Here is a 24,171-nt window from a genome sequence, read left to right on the forward strand (position 1 = left end):
CACCGTGCTGAAATCTCCAGACGCAAGAGTCTTTGCAAAGCGGGTGCCAGTTTTAAAATAAATAACCTTTTCATAGGGTTGAAAGTTTGAATAGAAGATAACTGGAGCAAACGGTCCGTTTCGGACCCATTGTTCAAAAATAACTGCACAGATAACAGGCAAGATTGAGCAAAAAGGGTGCAAATCGCTCAACTGTTGATTTCAGAGCGCGTGAATAATGAGCGTTGCGATGGTCGCCCCTGCCCCCATTTGTTATGATTCACGCCTTGCTGTTTGTCTCAGGAGATGTTGTGAAGCCATTGGTCGAACACCCGCACGCTGCCGCCGGAGAGCAAAAATCCGTTAGCCCAGGTTCCAAAACCACAACGCGACGCTCGCGGGCGGTTGCTGCCAAACGTGGCGCTATCATGACCGCCGCACTGGAATTTTTTTCACTCTATGGCTTTCACGGCACCCGGCTGGAGCAGGTTGCAGAACGGGCTGACGTCTCGAAAACTAACCTCTTTTATTACTTCCCGACAAAAGAAGCGCTCTATATTGATGTGCTGAAAGGACTGCTGGATATCTGGCTGGCGCCGTTAAAGGCCTTACAGCCCGATCAGCATCCACTGGAAGCCATTAGAGAATATATTCGCCTGAAACTCTGTGTGTCCCGCGATCATCCGCAGGCTTCGCGACTTTTTTGCCTGGAGATGGTTCAGGGCGCGCCGTTGCTGAAACAGGAGCTGGGGGGCAGCCTGAAAACCCTGGTAGAAGAAAAATGCGATGTCATTCGGGGCTGGATTAAAGATGAGCGCATTGCCCCCGTCGATCCAATGCAGTTGATTTTTATGCTCTGGGCAACGACGCAGCATTACGCCGATTTTAGCGTGCAGGTTGAGGCAATCACCGGTAAAACGCTCAGCGATCCGGCGTTTTTCGACCAGACGGTAAAAAACCTTCAGCACATCATTACTGAAGGCATTCAGATGCGGGCTTAATCCGCCTGGCGGGGGCGTTTGTACCGACGCCTCAGGCGAAAGGTTGCCAGAAATTTTGCTGGACGCAGCGTCGGGTGACAGGCAGGGCCGCTCATCTCTGCTGAATGGCTAGCGAAGCCCGATCAAACGTTTCGTTTGAATTAGGTATTCATCAAACTCTGCACGCCTGTGTTACCCAGTACGCGGCGCAGGAAATCCTGCGTGCGCGCTTCCTGAGGCCGCAGCAGCACCTCATCCGCATGACCCTGCTCTATAATCTGTCCGCTGTGCAGGAAACACACGCGATCGGCGACCTCTCTTGCAAACTGCATCTCATGCGTTACCACGATCATGGTCATTCCCTGCTGGGCCAGGTTGCGCATAACCTGCAGCACTTCGCCGACCAGTTCTGGGTCCAGCGCGGATGTCGGCTCATCAAAAAGAATGGCTTTCGGCTGCAGGGCCAGCGTGCGGGCAATCGCTACGCGCTGCTGCTGACCACCGGAAAGCTGCGACGGCCAGGCGGAAACTTTGTCGCCCAGCCCTACTCTTTCCAGCAGCTCTTTGGCCATCTTTTCGGCTTTACTGCGTGTCTCGCCATTGACGTAAATCGGCCCCTCCATCACGTTTTCCAGCACGCTACGGTGAGGAAACAGATTAAAGCGTTGAAAAACCATACCGATCTGGCGACGCAGCGCGTTGATACGTTTGCTTTTACTGTCAACATGCTGATCAAGCACGCGGATGGTGCCGCTTTCATAGGTTTCCAGCCCGTTGATACAGCGCAGCACCGTCGATTTCCCGGAGCCTGAAGGCCCGACCAGGCACACCACTTCGCCCTCTTCGACGCGAAAACTCACCCCTTTCAGCACTTCAACTGCACCAAAGCGCTTATGGACATCAAGAATTTCAATCATCTCATGCTCCTTTTTTCTGGCGATTTTCAAGGTGCCTGGTAAAAGCCAGCAACGGCATGCATAACGTCAGGTAGAGCAACGCCACCAGCGTATACACAGTGGTGTTATCAAAGGTTGAAGCCGCCAGAAGCTGGCCCTGGCGGGTCATTTCGGTAACCGCGATCGTTGACGCCAGCGCTGAGTCTTTCAGCATCATGACCAGAGTATTGCTGTATGGCGGCAGCGCGACATGAAAAGCCTGAGGCAGAATGACGCGTCGCATCGCTTTAAAGAAGCTCATGCCCATAGAGCGCGCCGCCTCAAGCTGACCACGATCCACCGATTCAATACCGGAACGAAAAATCTCGGCCAGGAAGGTTGAAAAGCAAAACGCGATACCGATGACGCTGGCCTGAAAGGATGTCAGGGTAATACCGATATCGGGAAAAACGAAATAGATGTAGAACAGCACCACAATCATCGGCAGTGCACGAGTGATATTAATGATGACGCTGACGGGCCAGGAAATGATTTTAAAAGGACACATTTTTGCGGCAGCGAAGATCAACCCCAGCGGCGTACTGATGAACAAGGACAGTAGCGTGATATAAATCGTCATTTCAGCCCCTTGCAAAAGAAAGGGAAGGTAAACATGAATGCTGCTCCAGTCCATTATGCGCTCCCGCCGGTGTTGAGTGTCATGCTTCAAATTCATTTAAATGAATATATTTATCAGTAAATACTGTCAAACTTTTCATCTTATGACGTCATAGCATTAACTTATTAGTGTAATAAAGTGCATTGAAAGCCCACTGAATGGGGAAATCAAAGGGTTTTGTGTTAATTTGTGAGGCGCAACATTTTTAGAAAAGAAAAGATTGACAGGCAGGAATTTAATTTCATTATAGTGAAATTAATTGTTCACATGTCAATCAGGAGTAAGTGATGTCTCTTCGGTCGCACGTTACCATGGCTTTATTCTCTGTTGCCCTTGGCCTCACTTGCAGTGCACAGGCAGCGCCACTGACGGCAGGCTCTCCGCCTTCCAGCGCGCCTACCACGTTTCTGGATACCAAAACCGGTAAAATTGAAGGCTTCATGCCGGACGTGGCCGCGGAAGTGGCCAAACGTCAGAAGCTTGACATCAACTTTACCGCGGTGCCTTTCTCGACGCTGATTCAGTCTGTAATTGCGGGCAAAATCGACATGATTGTGGCCGGGATGACACCCACGCCAGAGCGCGAAAAACGTATTGCGTTCTCGCAGCCAGTCACTGCGTTTGGACCGGGGCTGGTCGTGCGTGATGACAATAAAAAAGTCTATCGCTCGCAGCAGGATCTGAAAGGCGACATCGTCGGCACCATGGCGGGCACCGATTATACGCAGGCGCTGATTAAGAGCGGTATCGCGAAAGAGGTGAAAGTGTATGACAGTCCGGCAGATATGATGCGCGATCTGTCCCTGGGCCGTATCGCTGCGGGGATGAACGATTACCCGATAATGAAATATCAGGAAAAATCTGGCGCGTACAAAGGTATGCATGTGGTGGACGGTTACAAGCCTGAGCATATCGCACCTATGGCCTTTGGCGTGAAAAAAGGGAACGATAAGCTACTTGCCGATATTAATACTGCCCTGACGGCAATGAAGGCCGACGGCACATTGCAAAAAATCAAAGCGAAGTGGGGAATGCCTTAATCGCGTGTTGATGCACGGAGGCACGCAACCTTAAGGAACATGGTGATGAAAACAGCGTTAATGCACTCAGAGGATCTGAGTGCCGTCGAGATGACGATTGGCTTACGACTAAAGCAGATACGCAAGTCGCGCAATATGACCATCAAGGCACTGGCGGAACAGGCCAATGTGTCGGCGGGAGCCATCAGCCAGATTGAGCGCAATCTGGCTAACCCCACGGTACGGGTGCTTGAGCAACTTCGCGTGGTCCTGAATGTCCCACTGACCGCTTTTCTTGAACAAAATGAAGAGATGCGACCCGGTGCTGAACATTATGTCCGGCGCTGGCGTGAGCGGCCGCATTTTGAAGTTGGCAGGCAGGGCATAACCAAGGCGATGTTATCGCCTTCTGGCGAACATGATATTCAGTTTATGTATATCAGCATCCCTCCCCGCACGCGTTCGGAAGAAATGCTGACAGGCATTGGTGAAAAAGCAGGTGTAGTCATGGAAGGCCGTCTCACGCTGGAGGTGAACGGTGAGGCGACCTTCATCGAAGCGGGCGACAGTTTTCAGTTTAAAAGTCATCTTCAGCATAACATTTTTAACGACAGCGACACTGAAGCCCGCGTGTTGTGGATTATGCATATTCCGCCCCGACATCATATTTGAAACAAGGTTAACCCATGCGAATTAAGGTCGATAGCGTCAGTGACAGTTCCGTCTTCCCCACCTCTGTTGATGTTGTTGTGATAGGCGGTGGGATTGTGGGGACGTCAACGGCATATGAACTGGCGAAACAGGGGGTTTCTGTTGCGCTGTTTGAGAAAGGTGTGATTGCCGGTGAACAGTCAGGCCGAAACTGGGGCTGGGTTCGTCAACAGAACCGTGATTTGCATGAGTTACCAATGGCGATGCGAAGCCTGCAGCGCTGGGATGAGCTGAGTGGTGAAATCGGGATGGATTTGGGCTTCAAGCGCAGCGGTATCCTCTATGGCACGCTAAATGAAGCTGACCTGGCGCGCTGGGAAAAATGGGGACAGCAGGCAAAACAGATTGGCTTTACCAGCCAGTTGCTCTCCGCGCGTGAAGCACAGGAGCGCATTGGGGACAAAACTCCATGGCGAGGCGGTGTATGGTCACCGACAGATGGTCGTGCAGAACCGTCGCAGGCGGTACCGGCCATTGCGAAAGGCGCGCAAAAGCTGGGAGCCAGCATTTTTCAGCGTTGCGCGGTGCGCGCGCTGGATATCAGCGCGGGCCGTGTTTCTGGCGTCTGGACAGAACGCGGACTGGTTAAAGCCAGCCGGGTAATTTGCTGCGGCGGTGCGTGGAGTTCGCGTTTCTGCAGACAATATGGCGTAGAACTCCCTGCCGCCAATATTCTGGGTACGGTATTTAAAACAACCGCCGCTCCTGAGGTCGTCAAAGGCTGTCTGAGCACGCCTAATCTTTGCCTTCGCCGCCGTCTGGACGGCAGTTACACCGTTGCCGTTCCGGGCCTTGGCCAGATTGATTTAGCACCGCAGAACATCCGTTATGCTGCGAAGTTTTATCCCATGTTCCGCAGCAAGGTCGCTAAAAAACTGAAAATCCGCCTGAACGGTTCATTCTTTTCTGGTCCTGAAGCGTCTGGAAGCTGGTCGCCCGACAGGCCCTCGCCGTTTGAAAAGATCCGGGTGCTTGATCCCACGCCGGACAAGCGCATCATTCACGATGGCCTAGCCGAGTTGATTCGCGTCTTCCCCGAACTGGAGGGCATCAAAGTCGATTATGCCTGGGCCGGCTGGATTGATACCACCCCGGATTTGGTGCCGGTGATTGATCAGGTGAGCCAGCTCCCCGGCATGTTTATTGCCTCAGGCTTTAGTGGCCACGGTTTTGCCATCGGACCCGGTGCGGGACTGATGTGTGCACAGATGTTAACGAATAAGCCCGTTTATACGGACCTGACGCCCTACCGGCTCTCACGCTTCGAGAAAGGTAATGCGATTCGCCAACCGCAAATGATGTAACTGCGCTGATAACAGACAGGCCATGCGAACAGCGCATGGCCGTTATCGAATGCAGCCCGCTCAGGCATGTTTTTAGCGCTGTAGCGCCGCCTGATTTATCCGACGTGAAAACCCCTGCCCGGCCCTACTCAACCCGCACCTGAATATGGCCGCGGGATTTCGCACAACCCTCCAGACTCAGCGCGGCCTTTTATGCGTGTCCGTTACTGTGAATCCCGCTTGTGATGCATAGAAAAGTAGCGATTATCAATGCTTTCGCGGAAAAAGCTATCGGGATCCACCGCGGCACAAAATCCCTGGTAAACCCGGGCAGGAACGGCCAGCCAGCGCCGGCAACTTCCGTTGCGATATTCAAGCTCGAGCACACCCGAAGTGGGATCGAATCCTGCGCTGCGAAATAAAGAAGAGTTAATATCGTGTCGTTTCATGAAAGATAGTCCGTATCGGTTAAGCCCAGGCCTGCATCATTGCCGCGCTGGCAGAGCGGCAATGTATCACAGACTTCCCCATTGTTGAGCAACCTTCAATGCGCTGACAAATAACAGTTATTGATGACACCGCGCGCTGACATGGCTTTTACCGGATCAAGCCCGTCTTCAGTAAAGGCTGGTCCTGCTAATATACACGAGCAATGTGGCAGTGATTTTTCACCAACCAGAACCACGGCTGACAGGCGTTGACAACGTCTGACAAGATCGTTGTGCTACCTTATCTGAAACCGTCCCCTCAATTTATCCTCACCAGGGGGATGTAAATAAATATTTCAAACGTAAGCGTTAACGATTTTTAAAATTCTTTTTTGTTGAGTGCGCAGTGCCGTAAAAATAAAAACTTTAGGGCTAAAAGAAAGATAAAAGGCAAATGCATCGATTAGGATTTAATGATTTTTTAATAAGAAATAATTTGAGTTAGCACCCTATTTCCTTCTGGTCACGCCAGGGGGGGGTTTATTCACAGCAGGTTTCAGCTGCACGACCGTACTTGTCTCGTCAAAGTGCACAGGTTTAGCGACACCGCCAACACGACTGCAATTTAATTTCATGATTAGCAAAGGGTTAATTTGTCCATTTACGAATACACTCAATAAAAAGACCTGAAAAAAATGACAATCTGTTTTGCTGTTAACATTTTTTTACCAGCTTAACGAAAAATTGATGGTCATGAAATGACCATAAACCGATTTGCAACAACGCGCAAAATCAGAAAAATGCCTGATTAATGCGTTGTATCTTCATGTCTGGTGTCACTTCATCAGGACAAGAAAATGGCAAGCATAAGCTCACTTGGCGCTGGTACTAACCTCGACCTCAACACGTTATATGATAATTTACAGTCAGCTGAAGAAGCGCAGTTGACTCCAATTACCACACAGCAGGCGTCATACAATGCGCAACTGACAGCCTGGGGCGTGGTACAAAGTTCAATGTCAAAATTGCAGACAGCCGCTGCGGCTTTGCAAAACGCATCAAGCATAGCGACCACGAAGGTCACCAGTACGAATACGGCGTTTACCGCCACGCTTGCCAGCAATGCCGCTGCCGGAAACTATTCCGTTGAAGTGGATCAGTTGGCCGCATCACAGTCACTGCTCTCCAAATCAGCCAGTAGTGAAACAGCGCAGCTTGGCGACAGCAGCATGGCTTCCCGCACGATCACGATCAGCCAGCCTGGACAGAAATCCCCGCTGACCGTGACGTTAAACCAGAACCAGACAAGCCTGACTGCTATTCGTGACGCGATTAACCAGCAACAGGGCAGCGTAAACGCCAGCGTTATTATGGCGAACGACAATACCTATTATTTGTCCCTGACCGCACGTGACAGCGGGACGGCGAATGAAATGACCGTCAGTACCAACGACTCAACGTTGGCACAGTATGTCAATTACAGCAGTGGTGGCAGTAATAATGGTATGACAGAACAGGTTGCCGCTCAGGATGCGCAGATAAAAGTGAATGGTTTATCAATTACCCGCAGCAGCAACATTGTGACGGATGCACCGGAAGGTGTAACCCTGAATTTAAATAAAGTGAATACCGGCTCGCCGGAAACGTTATCCATCGCGTCAGATACATCGCCGATGTCGACAGCAATCCAGACATATGTGGATGCGTATAATTCGCTGCAAAAAACCATTGCCGATCAAACAAACTATACGCCTGTACAAGCCGGACAGGCGCAGAGTGCTGACAATGGCGATCTGCTCGGTGATAACACGTTAATGAATATTCAGACCAGCCTGCGCAGTCAGTTTTCTGATCCTCAGTCGGGTAATATTCAGGAGCTGTCTCAACTGGGCATTACACAGGATGATAAAGGTGACCTGACCGTGGACAGTACGAAACTGAATAATGCGCTGACGAATCAGCCCGCCGATGTTTTAGCGTTTCTGACCGGCGATGGAAAGACAACCGGCTTTGCGACAGAGGTGACGAATAATCTCAACCAAATGCTGGCGAGTAATGGTACCGTTTCGAACGCCACAACAGGGATTAATACGTCGTTGAAGCAGCTCTCAGATCAATACAATACTGTTAACGACCAAATCACCACGATTATGGCGCAGTATAAAACGGAATTTACCAATCTGAGTACGCTGGTTTCTTCTATGACGCAGACCGGTAACTATCTGGCTGCACAATTCGCAAAAATGTAATAGCCGCCTTATCTTATTACTCTGCAGACAGATATCTTGTAAAAGATATCTGTCTGGTCATTATCTTCCCTTCATCGTTCTGCTTTACTGTTTCTGAATAGCGGTAACGCTTTACCACTCTCTTTCAGATCTAATTCATACGTAATACAGGTTTAGATTAATTTCTCCCGTTTCTGTGAAACCAGCGGCAGTGATTGGGCCGTGCTACCCTGCCCACTTGCTTTGCAATGCAATACCACTCATCCTCTCTGACCACGTTGCGCCAGGACGTAAAACGATTTTCGCATAACTTTCATTATTTCAAAGTGTTACACGGAAGTAATGATATATCTTGGCGGGCTTTTTTAGACAGGTTTAATACAGGTTTTCTTATCAATGCATAAACAGGAAGAAAATAAGGCAACCGCCTGGCATCAGGGACTTTTTCTGATATTTAATTATCCGTGCTATTTAACAGTAAATGCTGTAACAAAAAGTTTTTAAGGTTAAGGAATTAAGTAATTTGGTTGTATTTGATGTGTGGCAATAATTCTTTTTTACAAGGATACCGCAGGCGTTTCCTTTCGCTTAAAACGGCACTTCTGCTATTCACGAATTAATCTTATCTGGCGATTTTTAATTAAAGTTCTGTGGTTTCGTTTCGATAATAATAATGCGTAAATCATACGTTCTCCTTAGAAGGAATTTATCATGTCAGTGATTAACACTAACGTTCTGTCGCTCATCACTCAGAATAACCTGGATAAGTCTCAGTCTTCTCTGGGTACCGCTATTGAACGTCTGTCATCGGGCCTGCGTATTAACAGCGCAAAAGATGATGCCGCGGGTGAAGCGATTGCTAACCGTTTTACGTCAAACATCAACGGTCTGACCGTTGCTGCGCGTAACGCGAACGACGGTATTTCATTGTCTCAGACAGCGGAAGGTGCGCTGGATGAGATAAACAACAACCTGCAGCGCGTCCGCGATCTGACCGTTCAGGCGCAGAACAGCTCCAACTCTGCTTCGGATATCGATTCGATTCAGGCTGAAGTTAACCAGCGCATGCAGGAAATCGACCGCGATACCAAGCAGACCGATTTTAACGGACTCAAAGTACTGAACACCGGTTCAGGCAGCACCACCTACAACTTCCAGGTTGGTGCGCAGGATGGCCAAACGATCGGAATTACCATCAGTTCAAGTGACAGTTTTGACCTGGCCGCAGCAGGTAACGCCTCTTCTGGTAACGTGCAAAACACCAGTTCAACAACCGGTCAGACAGTGAATGGTACAGCCCGCAGCACCGCGGCTATCGGCTTTGACGTACTGAAAGGTGCCGTTACCGGTGGATCGGGCGGTACAGCATCTGGCAGCACACCGCTGGCAGATATTGATAAAGCGATTAAAGCCGTTGACAGTCAGCGTAGCCTGTTGGGTGCGTCTCAGAACCGTTTTGAGTCCACCATCAGCAACCTGAACAACACCGTCACCAACCTGACTGCTGCCCGCAGCCGTATTCAGGATGCGGACTACGCGACGGAAGTGTCGAATATGTCACGTGCTCAGATCCTCCAGCAGGCAGGTTCCTCGGTACTGGCGCAGGCCAACCAGGTGCCACAGACGATGCTGTCATTACTGCGTTAAGAGCCAATTCAGGAACCACGCCTGTTACAGGCGTGGTTCTTATCACTCAGCGGCGGTTTGTCAGCTCACCTTTCGAATGAAGTCGCTAAATGCCGCTAACTGCTTAGCCAGATGCTCTCTTGTACCCTGTTCAATCACCTCTCCGGCCTGCTCATCCACTTTATTCTGGATAACGCCCCCCATGAATTCCGGTTTGTTTAACACCATCGCATCCAGAAAAACCAAAATCTGCCGCAGATGATACTGACAGCGTGCGCCACCGATAGCACCCATTGAACTCGTTTGAATCGCCACGGGCTTACCGGCTAAAGGCTGATTGGGCACGCGAGACAACCAGTCGATGGCATTTTTCAGTCCGCCAGGAACGGAGTAGTTGTATTCAGGGGTCACGATAATGACGCCATCAGCCTGGCGGATCTGTTCAGCCAGCGCCGTGACGGTATCTGGAATGCCTGCTTCCTGCTGGATATCCGCATCATAAAGTGGAATATCCCGGATTGACGGCAGCGCTTCTACCACCACGCCCTGCGGTGCCAGTTGCGGTAGCGCATGCGCAATCATCGCGTTGTACGATCCTTTTCTCAGGCTGCCCAGTAAGGTAACCATTTTTAACGGCTTGTCTGACATTGTCGTTCCTCTTTTCGATGGCTAAGTGCGTTTTCACGCCACGTCTGGAATATACTATGGCGTTTCTGACGGATTAAAAGTGAGTGGTTATGCGGCAATTTTTGTTGGTTTTAACATCAATTTTGGTCGTGGGCTGTGCGCCGGATCATCGCACCCGGACATCAGGCCTCGCCAATCCGGCCTCACAGCATTGTCTGGCCGTTGGCGGAAAAAGCGATATTGTAAAAACGCCAACGGGTGAAGTGGGCTACTGTATCCTGCCTTCGGGTGAACATATCGAGGAATGGACCTTGTACCGCCGTGACGAATCGAAGGGGTAAGCTGTGGTGAATTCTGACCGCTCGGTTATCAGACTGGCGACCCTGCACGATCTGGCCGGAATTACAGCCCTGCTTCAGGCAAACTCGGCCGGACGCGGCGGCACACTGAATGGGGATTTTCCTGCCGATAAAGTTGAAGGGATGCTGCGTCGCGCCGGTGTCAGGACAGTGGTTGCCCAGCGCGATGAGGCGATTACCGGCGTATTATTTAGCGCCATTCCCACTCAGCACGAACCCGAGATGATTAACGCGATGCTTCATGCGTGGCCACCGGGGTGGCACTGTTGGCTCTACGGCCCGGTTTGTATCAGTGAGACTGAACGGGGAAAGGGATTGCTAAAACGCCTTTATCACCACATGTGCCAGTATCATCAGGGCGCACCTGTGTTATTTATTCAGGCGCAAAACAGCCGTTCAATTCAGGCCCATCAACGCCTTGGCATGTACCCGGTGGCACAGTTTGCTATGCAAGATGAAGATTTTTTTGTCTATAGCCATCAGGGTTAGCAACCTCAAAACCGCCGCGCATAGCACAAAAGGAAACCTGCTTCCGATGCAGATTCTACAATGAATCTAAGACATTAACGGGGGAGAACAGGATGACAAAGATCTGTGTCACATGCGGAACCGCCTACTCGCAGATGGAAACAACCCACTGCATAATTTGCGAAGATGAACGTCAGTACGTGCCGGCTTCAGGGCAACAATGGACATCCAGTGAAGCGCTCCATGCCGCGCACAGCAATAAATGGCAGCAACCTGAAACGGGATTGTTTAGCCTGCAGTCTGTGCCTGATTTTGCCATCGGCCAGCGCGCGTTTTTGATTAAAGGACAACAGGGCAACGTGCTGTGGGACTGCATACCTAACCTTGATGCCGCCACCGTCGATATCATTCGTGCGCTGGGCGGTATCGACGCAATTGCGATTTCACATCCCCACTATTACAGCAACATGCAAGACTGGGCAGCAATATTTGATGCGCCATTGTATATCCACGCCAGCGACAGCGAATGGATTGTGCGTGACAGCCCACATCTGCAGTTATGGGATGGCGATGTCCTGACTATGCTCCCTGACATAAGTTTGTTGCGGCTGGGTGGCCACTTCGCGGGCGGCACGGTACTGCACTGGGCAAAAAATGAAGGCATCCTGTTGTCTGGCGATATTATTCAGGTTGCGCCGGGGGCAAATGCTGTGTCCTTCATGTGGAGTTATCCCAACATGCTGCCTTTACCGGCAGACAACATCAGGACAATAACCGAGCGTCTGACCCCCTTTGCCTTTGATCGACTTTATAGTGCGTTTGAAGGGCGCGATATTGCGTCTGACGCGAAACAGGTGGTGAACCGCTCAGCTCAAAAATATATAGACTGCCTGCAGTAAGACAGAGCAGTGACGGACGGTTAAGCGGCCAACGCCATCACCCGCTTAACCCACGTTTTTCATTCGTCGATATACCTCAGACAGGCTTTATGACTCACCCTTACGGCGATGAGACAGCCTCATCACCTACGCTACGATCTCTGTCAGTGGCGCTATCAACGGATTCATCTGTTGGCCGCATTCAGCAAAAACGACACCGTCATCAACGCCTGCGCGCGGGCCGCATAAGTATCGTCGTTCCGGTCTGAAGCGGCACAGGAACGTCAGGGCGAGTTCAGTTGACTCACCCTTTCGCGCGGGATCAGGGTGCCAGCGATGCACCACTGGTGGCGATAACTTCTTTATACCACCAGAAGCTTTTCTTGCGGCTGCGCGCCAGCGTGCCGTTCCCATTGTCATCGCGGTCAACATAAATAAAACCATAGCGCTTGGACAGCTCGGCTCTGGAGGCGCTGACCAGATCGATGGGCCCCCAGCTGGTATAGCCCATCACCTCTACACCGTCGTCAATCGCCTCGCGCACCTGTACTAAATGGTCATTAAGGTAGCTGATGCGGTAGTCATCCTGCACTACGCCGTCCGCGTCAGGTTTATCCTTCGCACCCAGGCCGTTTTCCACGATAAACAGGGGTTTCTGATAGCGATCCCAGAGCACGTTGAGCAGCGTACGCAGACCGACAGGATCTATCTGCCAGCCCCATTCGGAGCTTGCCAGATGCGGGTTTGGCACCATGCTCAGGATGTTGCTCCGTGCCTGCTGATTTAACGCCTCATCGGTGGTGACACAGCCGGTCATATAGTAGCTGAACGAGATAAAGTCGACCGTTGATGTCAGCGCCTCGCGGTCGGCATCGGTGATGTCAATCTGAATACCGTTGTCACGGAAGAAGCGCAGCATATAGCCCGGGTAGGCACCGCGGCACTGCACGTCACCGAAGAACTGCCAGCTGCGGTTCTCCTGTAGCGCTTCCAGCACGTCTTCTGGCTTGCAGGTCAGCGGGTATACCAGGCCGCCCAACAGCATATTGCCGATTCTGGCATCAGGAATAATGTCATGACAGGCTTTTACCGCCAGCGCGCTGGCGACCAGTTGATGATGGATTGCCTGGTACACTTCGCCTTTATTGCTGGTTTCCGGCAGACCAACGCCAGTCAGCGGCGCGTGCAAGGACATGTTGATCTCGTTGAAAGTCAGCCACAGCTTCACCTTCTCTTTGTAGCGCGCAAACACAATGCGGGCGTAGCGTTCAAAAAAACCGATAGTCTGACGACTTCCCCAGCCGCCGTACTGCTTTACCAGCGCCCATGGCATTTCATAATGCGACAGTGTGACAAGCGGCTTGATACCGTGCGCGGCCAGTTCGTCAAACAGCCTGTCGTAAAAAGCCAGCCCTGCCTCGTTTGGCTGCTGATCATCACCGTTCGGGAAAATACGCGTCCAGGCAATCGAAACACGCAGGCATTTAAAACCCATTTCAGCAAAAAGTTTGATGTCTTCCGGATAGCGGTGATAGAAGTCGATAGCCACATCCTTGATACTGCTGTCTCCCGCGACGCGCTCTACCACCGGACCAAAAACCCCCTGTGGCTGAACGTCAGAAGTTGACAGCCCTTTTCCATCGTCCAGATAAGCACCCTCTGTTTGGTTGGCGGCTAACGCTCCACCCCATAAAAAATCATCCGGGAAAGTCTTCATTATGTTCTCCTGTTATTGATGGCTTACGCAGATTAGCGGTACACCGGCATTGGCGAATGTTGCCGTCACGGTCGCTACCTCGCGATATTCGTCGCTGTTGCTGATAATAATCGGGGTCGTCAGGTCGTAACCGGCATCGACAATTGCCTGACGATCAAACTCCAGCAGCAGATCGCCCGGCTGCACGCTGTCACCTACCTTCACGTGAGCGGTAAAGGGGATGCCATTGAGCTTCACGGTGTCGATGCCCACGTGAATCAATACTTCAATGCCGCTGTCGCTGAGCAGGCCAATGGCATGTTTGGTCTGAAAAAGCGAGGCAACAACGCCGGTGAAAGGGGCAACGACGTTGTTATCAGACGGAATGATAGCGGCACCGCTGCCCAGCAGGCCGCTGGCGAAGGTGGTATCCGGTACCTGGTCAAGTGCCAGAACGGTGCCGGTCATCGGCGATAACACCGTGTTTTTGCCTGCTGATGCGTGCCCGTTAGGCGTTGCGCGCGCTGGCATCCCGGCGACCAACGTCAGGCCGCAACTCAGGACCAGTGCCACCATTGTGCCGAAAAGGCCGCCCCACAGCGTGGCATCCACGCCGCCCGGCGGTATCATCTGGGCGAGGGTAAAAATATTGGCAAAGCCAAACGAATAAACGTGGGTATCGCTGAAGCCAACAATAGCTCCACCGACAGCTCCCGCCACGCAGCCAAAGATAAAGGGGCGGCGCAGCGGCAGATTGACACCATAGACCGCGGGTTCGGTAATGCCGAAGATCCCTGCCGTCACGGACGATCCGGCCAGCATTTTTTGACGCGCATCGCGGGTGCGCAGGAAGACCCCTAACGCCGCACCCACCTGACCGAAGACCGCAGGCAGCAGCATCGGCAACATAGAGTCGTGGCCCAGCACCGCCACGTTGTTTATCATCAACGGTACCAGCCCCCAGTGCAGACCAAAGATGACGCAGACCTGCCAGAGCGCGCCCATTGCCGCGCCCGCCAGCCACGGTGCCAGTGCATAGATCCATTGATAACCGTTTGCCAGCATCTGGCTGAGCCAGGTTGCCAGTGGGCCAATCACCAGGAAAGTCAGGGGGACCGTCACGCCCAGGCAAATGAGCGGCGCGAAGAAATTTTTCATCGAGGATGGCAGCAGCTTCGTACTCTGTCTTTCCAGCCAGCAGCTTACCCACGCGGCAAGAATAATCGGGATTACGGACGAGCTGTAGTTAAACCAGGTCACCGGAATGCCGAGAAACGCCTCGGTCACCGCATCCGGCTGCTGGCTGGCGTTGAACGCAGCGATCATGATCGGATGGGTCAGCGCGCCGCCAATGACCATGGTGATAAAAGGATTACCGCCGAACTTTTTCCCAGCGGTGTAGCCCAGCACTAATGGAAAAAAGAAGAACAGCGCGTCGCTGGCGGCGAACCATATTTTATAGGTGCCGCTTTCCGTGGTGAGCCAACCGCAGACCACTGCCAGCGCCAGTAACCCTTTGAGGATACCAGAGGCCGCCAGGACGCCGATAAATGGCGTAAAAATTCCGGAGACAATGTCGATCAGGCGGCCAGATAAGGTGCCCTTGTCGCCCTTTTCCTCCACGACAGGCGCGTCATCAGTCAGCCCGGCCTCGTTGCGCACCGCCTGCCAGACGTCATGGACGTGGTTCCCAATGACGACCTGAAATTGGCCGCCGCTTTCTACCACCATAATCACATCCGGGTTGTTCTTCAGCCCCTCGGCATCTGCTTTCTGCTTGTCTTTCAGTTTAAAACGAAGCCGGGTTGCGCAATGCACAAGGCTGATGATGTTCTCTTTTCCGCCAGCGTGGCTGAGAATATCCTTCGCTAAAGCCTGGTATTCCATCTCGTTTTCCTTACATCCGGTGCCTGTAGCCACCTGTTGAATTAAAAAAAAACCTGAGGGCGTCCTTCGTCAGAAGGCCGCACTCAGGTTTTGCCTGCGTAATGCAGTAACAATCCCGTGTTGAGGCTTAACGCCCCTCTTTTCTCACCCGCTCAATATGGAGGGTGAGAAACATGATTTCTTCGGTTGTCAGCTCGCGCTGATAGTTTTTATTCAGGTGCTGAGCGATTTTTCCGGCGCATTTCCAGGCCATGCCATAGTTGTCTTTGACCGCTGCATGCAAAGACACATCGTCATCCTGCACCACCGTGCGGGTCAGCATTCGCTGGGCAAAAAACTTCAGATGAGTAACGAAACGCTGATAGCTGAGCGACTCTTCGTCGTACTCCAGGTGCAGTTGATACTTCACCAGTTGCAGGATCTCCTGCATGATCCTGGTGACATGCATCACTTCAGGCATTTCACTGTCCAACTGGGCCGTAACCAGATGGAGAGCAATAAATCCCGCCTCATCCTCGGCCAAATCGACATGCAGACGTCGGGCAATAATGGCCCTCGCCTCCTGACCCAGCCCAAATTCTCTGGGATAGAGACGTTTAATTTCCCACAGCAACACATTTTTGATTGCCAGCCCTTTCTTTTGCCGCTCAATCGCAAAGTAGCAGTGGTCGGTTAAGGTGATATACAAACTATCCTGCAGCTTTCCCAGCCGCTGTCCTGCCAGCCTGATGATCTGGTCACAGGTCGTCATCACCTCAAGTGGGATCTGACTCAGCAGTTCCCCTAGCCGACGCACCAGCACGTCATTCTGCAGCGCAAACACCTTTTCAATCAGTGCGGTTTCCAGCGTGTCGCCTGCGCGCTTCTGAAAGGCCAGCCCACGCCCCATGACAACCTGTTCGGACCCACGCTCATCCAGAGCAACCACCACATTGTTATTAAGAATTTTGGCGATTTTCATCGGAACCCCAGAAACAAAAAAACCTGACATCCGGCAGAAGCCAGAAAATCAGGTTTTGCCTGCTTTTAGCAGTCACAATCCAGTGAGGGAACTCTATCAGTTTCAATTACAACCTATCCGTATCATGCGTAAAAAACGTGACACATATCGTACTTTTGCTGTGGGGTCAGAAAGTTACCGCGGTTTTCAGCGTGGTGACCCAGGCATCCTGCGTGCGCGATACGCCGCCCGGTTGGTGCCAGTACTGTATGCCCGGCTGTAGCTCCAGCCACGACAGAGGACGGAAGCGATAGTAAAACTCCCCGTTCAGGGAATGGCCCGGTACCGGATGATACATCGGATTGTTATGATCACTCAGCCCGCTAAGTGTATTCATATAGCGCTGATTTCGGGCATAGCCAGTGCTCATATCAATCCAGCTGAGACCAAGACCCATCCAGTCTTCCGGTCGTGCGTCAAACAGTCCCCGATAGCGCACTGAGGCGGCATAAACCTGATGAATATAATTGGTACGCTGGTCGGCAAGGCTCATGCTGGCGGAGGCACTTAACCCACGATTCGAATCGTCCTTATGCTGCGTGAGTTGCTGATTCATTCCGGCGTACACAAACCAGGTACGATTGCGTTGTGTATAACCTTCTGGGTCTGTTGCCCCTGCCCCACCCGATCTTCCGTGATAAAGATCCGTTTGTGGCGCATTGGTGAATACCACGCCCAGGTTATACGCTCCGGGAAGATGATTGATCATCGGGCGCGCTTCAATTTCAAACGGAAGTAATATGCCTTTGCTGCCCTTCGTCGACCCGCTCCAGGCATGATGACGGCTGGAGGCATCCGGGTTCTGCTCCATCACTCCCCCCTTTAATGTGAGGGCCGGCGTCACGTTATACGACAGCGTTGTGCCCCAGGTGTGGACGTTCCAGTTATGCCAGGTGAGCGCGTTAGCCGACTTGCCGCCGCACTGGGAAAGTAGCTGGAAGTCACAGGGAATGATCTGATCGAAGGTCTGGACTTTATTCATCATCCCGATTCGCCAGGTGATGCGGCGATCGTCAAAACTGCGCGCAAAGGTCAGCCAGCCCAAACGGGTAATGGACTGGCCGCCCCAGCTTTCCTGCGTCAGGTCGTTGATATTCACTCGCGGATCCTGCACGCGTCTGGTGGTGAGGTCATCATTGTGGTTACGATTGACGATATTCCCCTCAATTCGTGCATCGGGAATACCTGTCCAGCGCGCCAAATCCTGAGTGAAGGTCAACGCAAACTGATCGATATAAGCCACATGCGAGTCTTGATGGTAGCCACCGCCAGCATTCCAGCCGATTTCGTTCAGATAACCCAGATTGTAGGTAAAACCGTTATCATTAAGGATGTTACGAATACCCAACATATCGCCCAGCATGGGAGCGGGAGAAGCGTCAAAACCTAATACTGTGCCATTCCATTCCTGGCCGACTGATAGCGGTGAAACCAGCAAAAGCGCGAGTACATACTGTTTGTAGCGAGCATTTATCATCTTTCTTTACATCCTGATAAACATACATATGTGAAAATGGGGAATGTTCAGTTTGTTAGGGTGTTGCCTGTTCTTCAGGCCAAAAAAAACCCGAACGCTTAATGGGTTATCCCATATCGCGTTCAGGTTTTGCCTGTCGACCAGTAACAATCCTGAATTCAGTCGCCAAAAACCTTATCATCTGTAAGGTTTTCAGGAAGCATGTATTGGCTACGTATGTGATTCAGGTAGCAGTTTTGTCGAAAGAAACAGCCGTGCGCCGAGCAGAACGACTGCATTACCTGCGCGTATCAAAAGGGGATTTCCGACAGAACAGCCAGGAAGTGAAAACAGCATCGCCCGCCTGACAGGACGGGCGTGATGTTGCAATGCAGATATAATGAGAAGTCGTTCGTTATTTAACGCGTGTACGCTGGCGGCACGTTACCGCTTTAGTTTAATTTGCTCAAGTCCCTGTAAAACGTTATTAATATCATCCCCGCTCAGATGTTGCACATCCAGTTGGTGATGAAGAGAGGTTAAATCGCTTTTCGAAAAACTGCCCTGCGACAGTTGCTGATGAATCGCTTGCAGAATTTGTTCATCTAACTGATTGATTTGCTTTCGCAACTCAGCCAGATCTTTAGCCGGTGGGACCGACTGAGGTTTGGCCAGCCAGTCCGCCATGTAGCGATACTGAATCGCTTTGCTGGCATCCATCAATGCCTGAAAGAAGACGGTAACAGATTGGGGATCCAGCCCGGCCTGAGCCGATTTTTCCTGCGCTTCTGCCAGCACATCCTTTTCCCTGGTCAGGTCTTCAACCGGCTTGTTATGCACTTTTTTGAACGCTGCGACGTCTTTCATCAGCAGCATTCTTTCATGCAGTGCGCGTGAGAGCAGAGAGACAGGTTGAGATGCTGCAGGCGCAGCAGCAGCGGAGCCGCTAAAAATAAGGGCGGCCAGCAGAAAGGTCATATATTGCATGTTTGGTTAGCCTGTTTCCAAATAGTTGAAAAAGATTAATCATATTAAACGCACCTCTCAATAATGAAGTGTCTGTGAAACATTAGTTAATCTCTGTAATTAACTAATACAAATTATAAACACACCCAGGGTTGAAGGTCATAAATCATTAGAATACGTACACTATCATTATGGCCACCCTAACCGCGCCGCTTCAATGTTAATATTTAGTCAACAAGTTGAGCGGATAACCAGTGAAAAATCAATCAGATTACTGATTAAGCTATTGAATATTTTTATAAAATTATAAATTTATGGAAGTTTGAAACAGTAAAATTTTTGTTCTCATAACGCCAGAAAACGTAAAAAACGTCAGACAGAACTCGCCTCTTATTATTCGGAAGCTAATTATCATGCCTTTTATTAATGACGTTTAAAGTTTTAATTTTTCTTTTAAAACAGTGCAAATGCATCACCTCCATATTTGTGAAGATTTATTTCAAAACGTCTTTAAAGTTTTCAACGTAACAGTCGATAAGTTTTATTAAGCAGTAGAAGCCTGTTTCTCGCTGCAAATTATTTCCCTTACCGGCTATCAGGGTGGAATTATGTTTATTACGCGTACGTTTTCCGATATGAAAATGGGGAAAAAGCTGGGGCTCAGTTTTGTTGTGCTGATAGTTGCAACCCTGACCATCGCACTGTTAGCGTTTAAAGGCTTTGAAACCATTAAGGAGAATGCGCAAAAACAGGACATTACTGTCGATTTTGTCAACACACTCGGTGAAGCACGAACCAGCCGGCTGCTTTATCAGTACACGAAAGACGAACACTATGCGCAGGTTAACGCAAAAGCGCTGAACGATTTAACAGCACAGGTAAACAGACTTAAGACCTTTAGCTGGGACAGTCAGGGCGAAAACACACTTACTACTGCCGCAAACGAACTGGAAAACTACAAGACGCACCGCGAGGTTTTTTATAATGCCTCGCAAAAAACGTTTGCTGCCGCCTCCCTCATTCAAAACAATGATCTGCTGGCTGTCGGTCAGCGGCTTGATGGTATCACGATTCCCGCTCAGCCTGAGGCCATGCTTCAGGTGTTGCGCTTAGCATCGATACTGAAAGAGATCGCCGGTGATGTAGAGCGTTTTGTCGACAAACCGACCGAATCCAGTAAAAGTGAAATCAGCGACAACATTTCCACCGTTACTCAGTTGCGCGCACAGTTGCTCGCGCTGTCTGTCCCGGATATCCAGGCGGTGCTGGCGACGCAGAAAACGGATTTGGCGCAACTCAGGCAGGCCTTTACTGACTATCTGTCAGCCGTGGCGGTAGAAACAACCGCGTCGAAACAACTGAACATCACCGCCGGAAAACTGAATACGTCCGTTGCGGAGCTTTTTAACTACCAGGCTTCCGAATCCGCAAATGCATTACACAAAGCGGAAACGCAGATTGCGATTGTCGCCGCGATTTGTGTGCTGCTTAGTCTGCTGATCGCCTGGCGAATAACTCTTTCCATTACGGTTCCGTTGAAAGAAACGCTCAGCGTAGCCAAACGCATAGCGGAAGGCGACTTGACCGCCTCGCTGTCCACGGCTCGTCGTGATGAACTGGGGCAATTGATGCAGGCCGTCAGCCTGATGAACGACAGCCTGCAAAACATAATTACCCATGTACGCGACGGCGTGAACAGCGTGGCTCGCGCTTCTTCAGAGATCGCTGCCGGCAATATGGATCTGTCTTCCCGGACCGAGCAACAGTCTGCCGCCGTGGTGCAAACTGCGGCCAGCATGGAAGAGTTAACCTCCACCGTGAAACAGAATGCGGAAAACGCGCATCACGCCAGCCAACTCGCTACAGAGGCTTCTGCCAATGCCGGACGCGGCGGTGAGATCATCCGAAGCGTTGTCACCACCATGCAAGGCATTACGACCAGTTCAGGTAAGATTGGCGAAATTATCAGTGTCATTAACGGTATTTCCTTCCAGACGAATATTCTGGCCCTGAACGCTGCCGTAGAGGCGGCCCGTGCCGGCGAACAAGGGCGTGGTTTTGCCGTTGTCGCTGGCGAAGTCAGAAACCTGGCGCAGCGCAGCGCTGTTGCGGCTAAGGAAATTGAGACGCTGATCCGCGATTCACTGAATCGCGTCAATGAAGGTTCGACCCTGGTGGATCAGGCGGGAACGACAATGGACGAGATCGTGCTGTCGGTGACCCAGGTTAAAGATATTATGAGCGAAATCGCGGCAGCCTCGGATGAGCAGAATCGTGGCATATCGCAGATCGCCCAGGCGATGACAGAGATGGACACCACGACGCAACAAAACGCCGCGCTGGTTGAAGAGTCCTCAGCCGCTGCCAGCTCACTGGAATCGCAGGCAGAAGCGTTGGAAAAAACGGTTGCTGTATTCCGGGTACCCAGTAATAAGAAAAGTGTGGTGGCCAGTCAGGCTATATCGTCCGCGGCACCTAAAGTCGTGGTGTCTGCACGCCAGTCCAGCGTAACTGAAGCCAACTGGGAAACGTTCTGATAACGGAAACAGTGACGCCGGCAAGTTGCCGGCGTCACTGTGGTTGGCTGAAAAGAGCGGTGCAACACGTATCCTGAACTGATTTTGTTGCCCTGCTTATAACGACGCCGGTTCCGGTCTGGTCATTTCAGTCGGTTTTGTGCGGCTTAATACACATACAGAGTAATCCTGCCAGCACCAACATGACGCCGACCATCGCGCCTGTATGAAAAGGCTCAGCGAACAGCGGCAGACTGATTGCCATCAACCAGACCAGTACATAGCTGATACTCAGCAACGGATAGGCCCGGCTGAGCGGCAGATGGCGCAGTGCCAGAAACCAGCTCACCATCGAACAGGCGTAAGCAGTCAGTCCGCCACACAGAATCAGCAGCGGCAGCCAGTTCACGGGATGCTGGATCAACACGGCCTGTAAACTGGGCAACTGAAGCATCGCCCAGCGCAGCATTAACTGAGCGAGTGTCACCAGCAAAACGCTGCATAAGGCCAGCAAATAACCCTTCATGCGTAGCTCCCTATCAGGGCGACGCCTGCGACAATCAGTACCGTGCCAGCCCATTGCAGAGGCGACATTTTTTCACGCCAGATAAACCGTGCGGCCAGGGCAACCAGAATAAAGTTAATACTCAGCATCGGGTAGGCCAGGCTTACCGGCAAACGCTGCAGCACCAGCAACCAGGCCACCATCCCCAGCGCTAACATTATAAGACTGGCCAGCAGCCAGCCGGCCAGGTTAGCCCTGTTTGTTTGCCGTGCCGCCTGTTTCTGACAGAGCTGACCTGCGCAGGTGAGTAAACTGGTCAGCAGCACCAATAATAAACTCACGATCAGTTAGCCGCATTGTATTGCAGTAACAGCATCCGACCGTTGCGATAGACCGCATCCGCTGGCGGTAAATCCGTGGGTGTCGCTTCACCGCGTTCCAGCATCATGATCAACGAGACATTGCCCTGCTTACGGTGCGCCTGAAGCCATTGCGGGAAATCCTCGCTGCTGACATAGGCAGACTGGGCATCGGGATAGCTAAGACCATACTGCAGCTCGCCCTTTTGACTGTAGGCAATGATATCACTGCGTTTCAGCGTCCAGGCGATGGCTGACGACACGCCGGAATTATCACTTAAGATATAGCGGCTGTTCGCCAGGCTGTTTTCAATACTGCGGATGAAGACCTGGGGTTGCTTGGTATTCTCAACGCTTTCCGGAATTGCCGAACCGACACAGAGCGCCAGCGCCAAAGGGCAAAGCGCGGCGGCCAGCCAGTTGCGTTGTGGCGATTTCAGGCTGAAAGCCCCCGCGACAGCCCAGCCCGCAAACGCGATCACGGCCATAATGAGTGCAACCAGCTGATGTGCGCCATAGAGCGGACGATGGCTTAATCCCCAGGGTGCCAGCACGACCAGCAACGTAACCACACAGATCGCGCCAAACAGGATATTGATCCAGGCGTTGACTTTAAAGACGCGCGTGTTCTCACCCACTTTACGCCAGGCATAGTCAGCCATCAGCAGCGCCAGCGGCGCAAAGCAAGGCAGGATATACGTCGGCAGTTTCCCTTTCGCAATGCTGAAAAACACCAAGGGGATCACGACCCAGCTCAACAGATAAACACCACCTGAGGACTGCTGGCGTTGGGTCCAGCCTGAACGCAGTGCGCCCGGTAACAACGCCAGCCAGGGCAGCGCGCCGGCAATCAGCACTGGCAGGTAGTACCAGAAAGGTGCCTTATGCTGTGCGTTGTCTTCGGCAAAACGTTGGATATGCTCAACCCAGAAAAAGTAATGCCAGAAATCAGGTTGTTGCTGCTGAATGGCAATCGCCCAGGGTGCACTGATGGCTGCCGCACTGACAATCGCCAGTGGGCCATAAATAACCAGTTCCCGAAAACGCTGGTTCCAGATCGCCCATGGAAGGATCGCCAGTACAGGAACCGCCAGGGCAAGGAAACCTTTGGTCATAAAGCCCATGCCGCAGGCTAAGCCCAAAATCAGATAACGGAGGATACGTTGCCGCACATTTTGCGCTTCGCTGGCGAACCAGTAGCTGCACATCGCCGCAACCATCCATAACGTCAGCATCGGATCCAGCACGGCATAAGTACCAATACCGTAGACCAGAAGTGAGGTCATAAAGATAACGCTGGCCGTGAGAGCAACGGTACGGCGAGCAAACAGGCGACAACCCAGCCAGTAAATCAGGATGGCGCTCATCAGGGTTGAAAAGACCGAACCAATCCTGACGGCGAAGTTATTGTGACCAAAAATGGCCTGTCCAACAGTATTGAACCAGTAGCCGGCGATGGGTTTTTCGAAATAACGCAGACCGAAGAAGTGCGGCGTAATCCAGTTGCCGTTTTGCAGCATTTCACGGCTGATTTCGGCATAACGCGTTTCATCAGGCTGCCAGAGATTGCGGAACTCCAGAGGAAGTAAATAATAAAGAACGAAAAGTGAAACCAGTAGTACCGTCTTTTTGGTGGCAGTCATGGT

General features: G+C 51.6%; 22 protein-coding genes. 10 read left to right on the forward strand and 12 right to left on the reverse strand.

Features of this window, described 5'->3' with window-relative positions:
- Positions 1-290: 290 nt before the first annotated feature.
- A complete protein-coding gene (rutR, locus tag RAC60_RS19000; RefSeq protein ID WP_058702557.1) occupies positions 291-980 on the forward strand; it encodes an HTH-type transcriptional regulator RutR in 690 nt (229 codons plus the stop codon).
- A 140-nt stretch (positions 981-1,120) separates the two neighbouring features.
- Here the strand turns inward: rutR and RAC60_RS19005 are convergent, their stop codons facing one another.
- Together RAC60_RS19005 and RAC60_RS19010 are read right to left on the reverse strand one after the other, a co-directional pair.
- Positions 1,121-1,876 carry an amino acid ABC transporter ATP-binding protein gene (locus RAC60_RS19005; RefSeq protein WP_375094151.1) on the reverse strand — a complete coding sequence of 252 codons (756 nt, stop codon included), beginning with the start codon at positions 1,874-1,876 and terminating at the stop codon, positions 1,121-1,123.
- 1 nt (position 1,877) lies between these two features.
- The gene (locus RAC60_RS19010; protein WP_375094152.1) at positions 1,878-2,570 is read right to left on the reverse strand and encodes an amino acid ABC transporter permease; all 693 of its coding nucleotides are present in this window, start codon (positions 2,568-2,570) and stop codon (positions 1,878-1,880) included.
- 230 nt (positions 2,571-2,800) lie between these two features.
- On the opposite strand from RAC60_RS19010, the gene RAC60_RS19015 reads away from it, so the two are divergent.
- Genes RAC60_RS19015 through RAC60_RS19025 form a run of 3 tightly spaced genes read left to right on the forward strand, consistent with a single transcriptional unit; the run spans position 2,801 to position 5,547 of the window.
- A complete protein-coding gene (locus RAC60_RS19015; RefSeq protein ID WP_006121922.1) occupies positions 2,801-3,553 on the forward strand; it encodes an ABC transporter substrate-binding protein in 753 nt (250 codons plus the stop codon).
- A 45-nt stretch (positions 3,554-3,598) separates the two neighbouring features.
- Positions 3,599-4,204 carry a cupin domain-containing protein gene (locus RAC60_RS19020; protein ID WP_375094153.1) on the forward strand — a complete coding sequence of 202 codons (606 nt, stop codon included), beginning with the start codon at positions 3,599-3,601 and terminating at the stop codon, positions 4,202-4,204.
- 14 nt (positions 4,205-4,218) lie between these two features.
- Positions 4,219-5,547, forward strand: coding sequence for an NAD(P)/FAD-dependent oxidoreductase (locus tag RAC60_RS19025; RefSeq protein WP_375094154.1), 1,329 nt, complete (start codon positions 4,219-4,221; stop codon positions 5,545-5,547).
- Positions 5,548-5,750: 203 nt separating this feature from the next.
- Here the strand turns inward: RAC60_RS19025 and RAC60_RS19030 are convergent, their stop codons facing one another.
- Positions 5,751-5,975 carry a KTSC domain-containing protein gene (locus RAC60_RS19030; RefSeq protein ID WP_006121926.1) on the reverse strand — a complete coding sequence of 75 codons (225 nt, stop codon included), beginning with the start codon at positions 5,973-5,975 and terminating at the stop codon, positions 5,751-5,753.
- An 836-nt stretch (positions 5,976-6,811) separates the two neighbouring features.
- Here RAC60_RS19030 and fliD point away from each other — a divergent pair.
- Together fliD and RAC60_RS19040 are read left to right on the forward strand one after the other, a co-directional pair.
- On the forward strand, positions 6,812-8,203 hold the full coding sequence (gene fliD / locus RAC60_RS19035) for a flagellar filament capping protein FliD (protein WP_033742492.1): 1,392 nt from the start codon (positions 6,812-6,814) through the stop codon (positions 8,201-8,203).
- A 690-nt stretch (positions 8,204-8,893) separates the two neighbouring features.
- Complete coding sequence (locus RAC60_RS19040; RefSeq protein WP_006121927.1) at positions 8,894-9,829, forward strand: flagellin; 936 nt, start codon at positions 8,894-8,896, stop codon at positions 9,827-9,829.
- A 60-nt stretch (positions 9,830-9,889) separates the two neighbouring features.
- Here RAC60_RS19040 and RAC60_RS19045 read toward each other — a convergent pair whose 3' ends face one another.
- Positions 9,890-10,456: an NADPH-dependent FMN reductase gene (locus RAC60_RS19045; protein WP_033742489.1), complete on the reverse strand. Its 567-nt coding sequence runs from the start codon at positions 10,454-10,456 to the stop codon at positions 9,890-9,892.
- Positions 10,457-10,557: 101 nt separating this feature from the next.
- Here RAC60_RS19045 and RAC60_RS19050 point away from each other — a divergent pair, with 101 nt between their 5' ends.
- From RAC60_RS19050 to RAC60_RS19060, 3 genes are all read left to right on the forward strand, one after another.
- Positions 10,558-10,776 (forward strand): DUF333 domain-containing protein, encoded by a 219-nt coding sequence (locus tag RAC60_RS19050; protein ID WP_226374665.1) that lies wholly within the window; start codon positions 10,558-10,560, stop codon positions 10,774-10,776.
- Between the two features lie 3 nt (positions 10,777-10,779).
- Positions 10,780-11,283 (forward strand): GNAT family N-acetyltransferase, encoded by a 504-nt coding sequence (locus RAC60_RS19055; RefSeq protein ID WP_375094155.1) that lies wholly within the window; start codon positions 10,780-10,782, stop codon positions 11,281-11,283.
- Between the two features lie 92 nt (positions 11,284-11,375).
- A complete protein-coding gene (locus tag RAC60_RS19060) occupies positions 11,376-12,161 on the forward strand; it encodes an MBL fold metallo-hydrolase (protein WP_006121931.1) in 786 nt (261 codons plus the stop codon).
- 301 nt (positions 12,162-12,462) lie between these two features.
- Here RAC60_RS19060 and RAC60_RS19065 read toward each other — a convergent pair whose 3' ends face one another.
- The 5 genes from RAC60_RS19065 to RAC60_RS19085 all read right to left on the reverse strand — a co-directional run bounded on the left by RAC60_RS19065 (position 12,463) and on the right by RAC60_RS19085 (position 19,166).
- Complete coding sequence (locus RAC60_RS19065) at positions 12,463-13,857, reverse strand: glycoside hydrolase family 1 protein (RefSeq protein WP_375094156.1); 1,395 nt, start codon at positions 13,855-13,857, stop codon at positions 12,463-12,465.
- 12 nt (positions 13,858-13,869) lie between these two features.
- A complete protein-coding gene (gene bglF / locus RAC60_RS19070; protein WP_375094157.1) occupies positions 13,870-15,723 on the reverse strand; it encodes a PTS beta-glucoside transporter subunit IIABC in 1,854 nt (617 codons plus the stop codon).
- A 127-nt stretch (positions 15,724-15,850) separates the two neighbouring features.
- Entirely contained in the window at positions 15,851-16,684 is an 834-nt protein-coding gene (gene licT, locus RAC60_RS19075) for a BglG family transcription antiterminator LicT (RefSeq protein WP_033742480.1), read from the reverse strand.
- Between the two features lie 166 nt (positions 16,685-16,850).
- Entirely contained in the window at positions 16,851-18,086 is a 1,236-nt protein-coding gene (locus tag RAC60_RS19080; RefSeq protein WP_375094191.1) for a carbohydrate porin, read from the reverse strand.
- A 537-nt stretch (positions 18,087-18,623) separates the two neighbouring features.
- Positions 18,624-19,166: a chorismate mutase gene (locus RAC60_RS19085; protein ID WP_039339441.1), complete on the reverse strand. Its 543-nt coding sequence runs from the start codon at positions 19,164-19,166 to the stop codon at positions 18,624-18,626.
- A gap of 587 nt (positions 19,167-19,753) precedes the next feature.
- Between RAC60_RS19085 and RAC60_RS19090 the strand changes: the two genes are divergently transcribed.
- Positions 19,754-21,682, forward strand: coding sequence for a methyl-accepting chemotaxis protein (locus tag RAC60_RS19090; protein WP_282499049.1), 1,929 nt, complete (start codon positions 19,754-19,756; stop codon positions 21,680-21,682).
- 127 nt (positions 21,683-21,809) lie between these two features.
- Here the strand turns inward: RAC60_RS19090 and arnF are convergent, their stop codons facing one another.
- Genes arnF through arnT form a run of 3 tightly spaced genes read right to left on the reverse strand, consistent with a single transcriptional unit; the run spans position 21,810 to position 24,168 of the window.
- Positions 21,810-22,187: a 4-amino-4-deoxy-L-arabinose-phosphoundecaprenol flippase subunit ArnF gene (gene arnF, locus RAC60_RS19095; protein ID WP_039339445.1), complete on the reverse strand. Its 378-nt coding sequence runs from the start codon at positions 22,185-22,187 to the stop codon at positions 21,810-21,812.
- A complete protein-coding gene (gene arnE, locus RAC60_RS19100) occupies positions 22,184-22,507 on the reverse strand; it encodes a 4-amino-4-deoxy-L-arabinose-phosphoundecaprenol flippase subunit ArnE (RefSeq protein WP_039339447.1) in 324 nt (107 codons plus the stop codon). Before arnE ends, arnF begins: the two co-directional genes overlap by 4 nt.
- 2 nt (positions 22,508-22,509) lie before the next feature.
- Positions 22,510-24,168: a lipid IV(A) 4-amino-4-deoxy-L-arabinosyltransferase gene (gene arnT / locus RAC60_RS19105; RefSeq protein WP_058708901.1), complete on the reverse strand. Its 1,659-nt coding sequence runs from the start codon at positions 24,166-24,168 to the stop codon at positions 22,510-22,512.
- Positions 24,169-24,171: the final 3 nt, after the last annotated feature.

Source organism: Pantoea sp. BR_17, assembly GCF_041955125.1.
GTDB lineage: Bacteria > Pseudomonadota > Gammaproteobacteria > Enterobacterales > Enterobacteriaceae > Pantoea > Pantoea stewartii.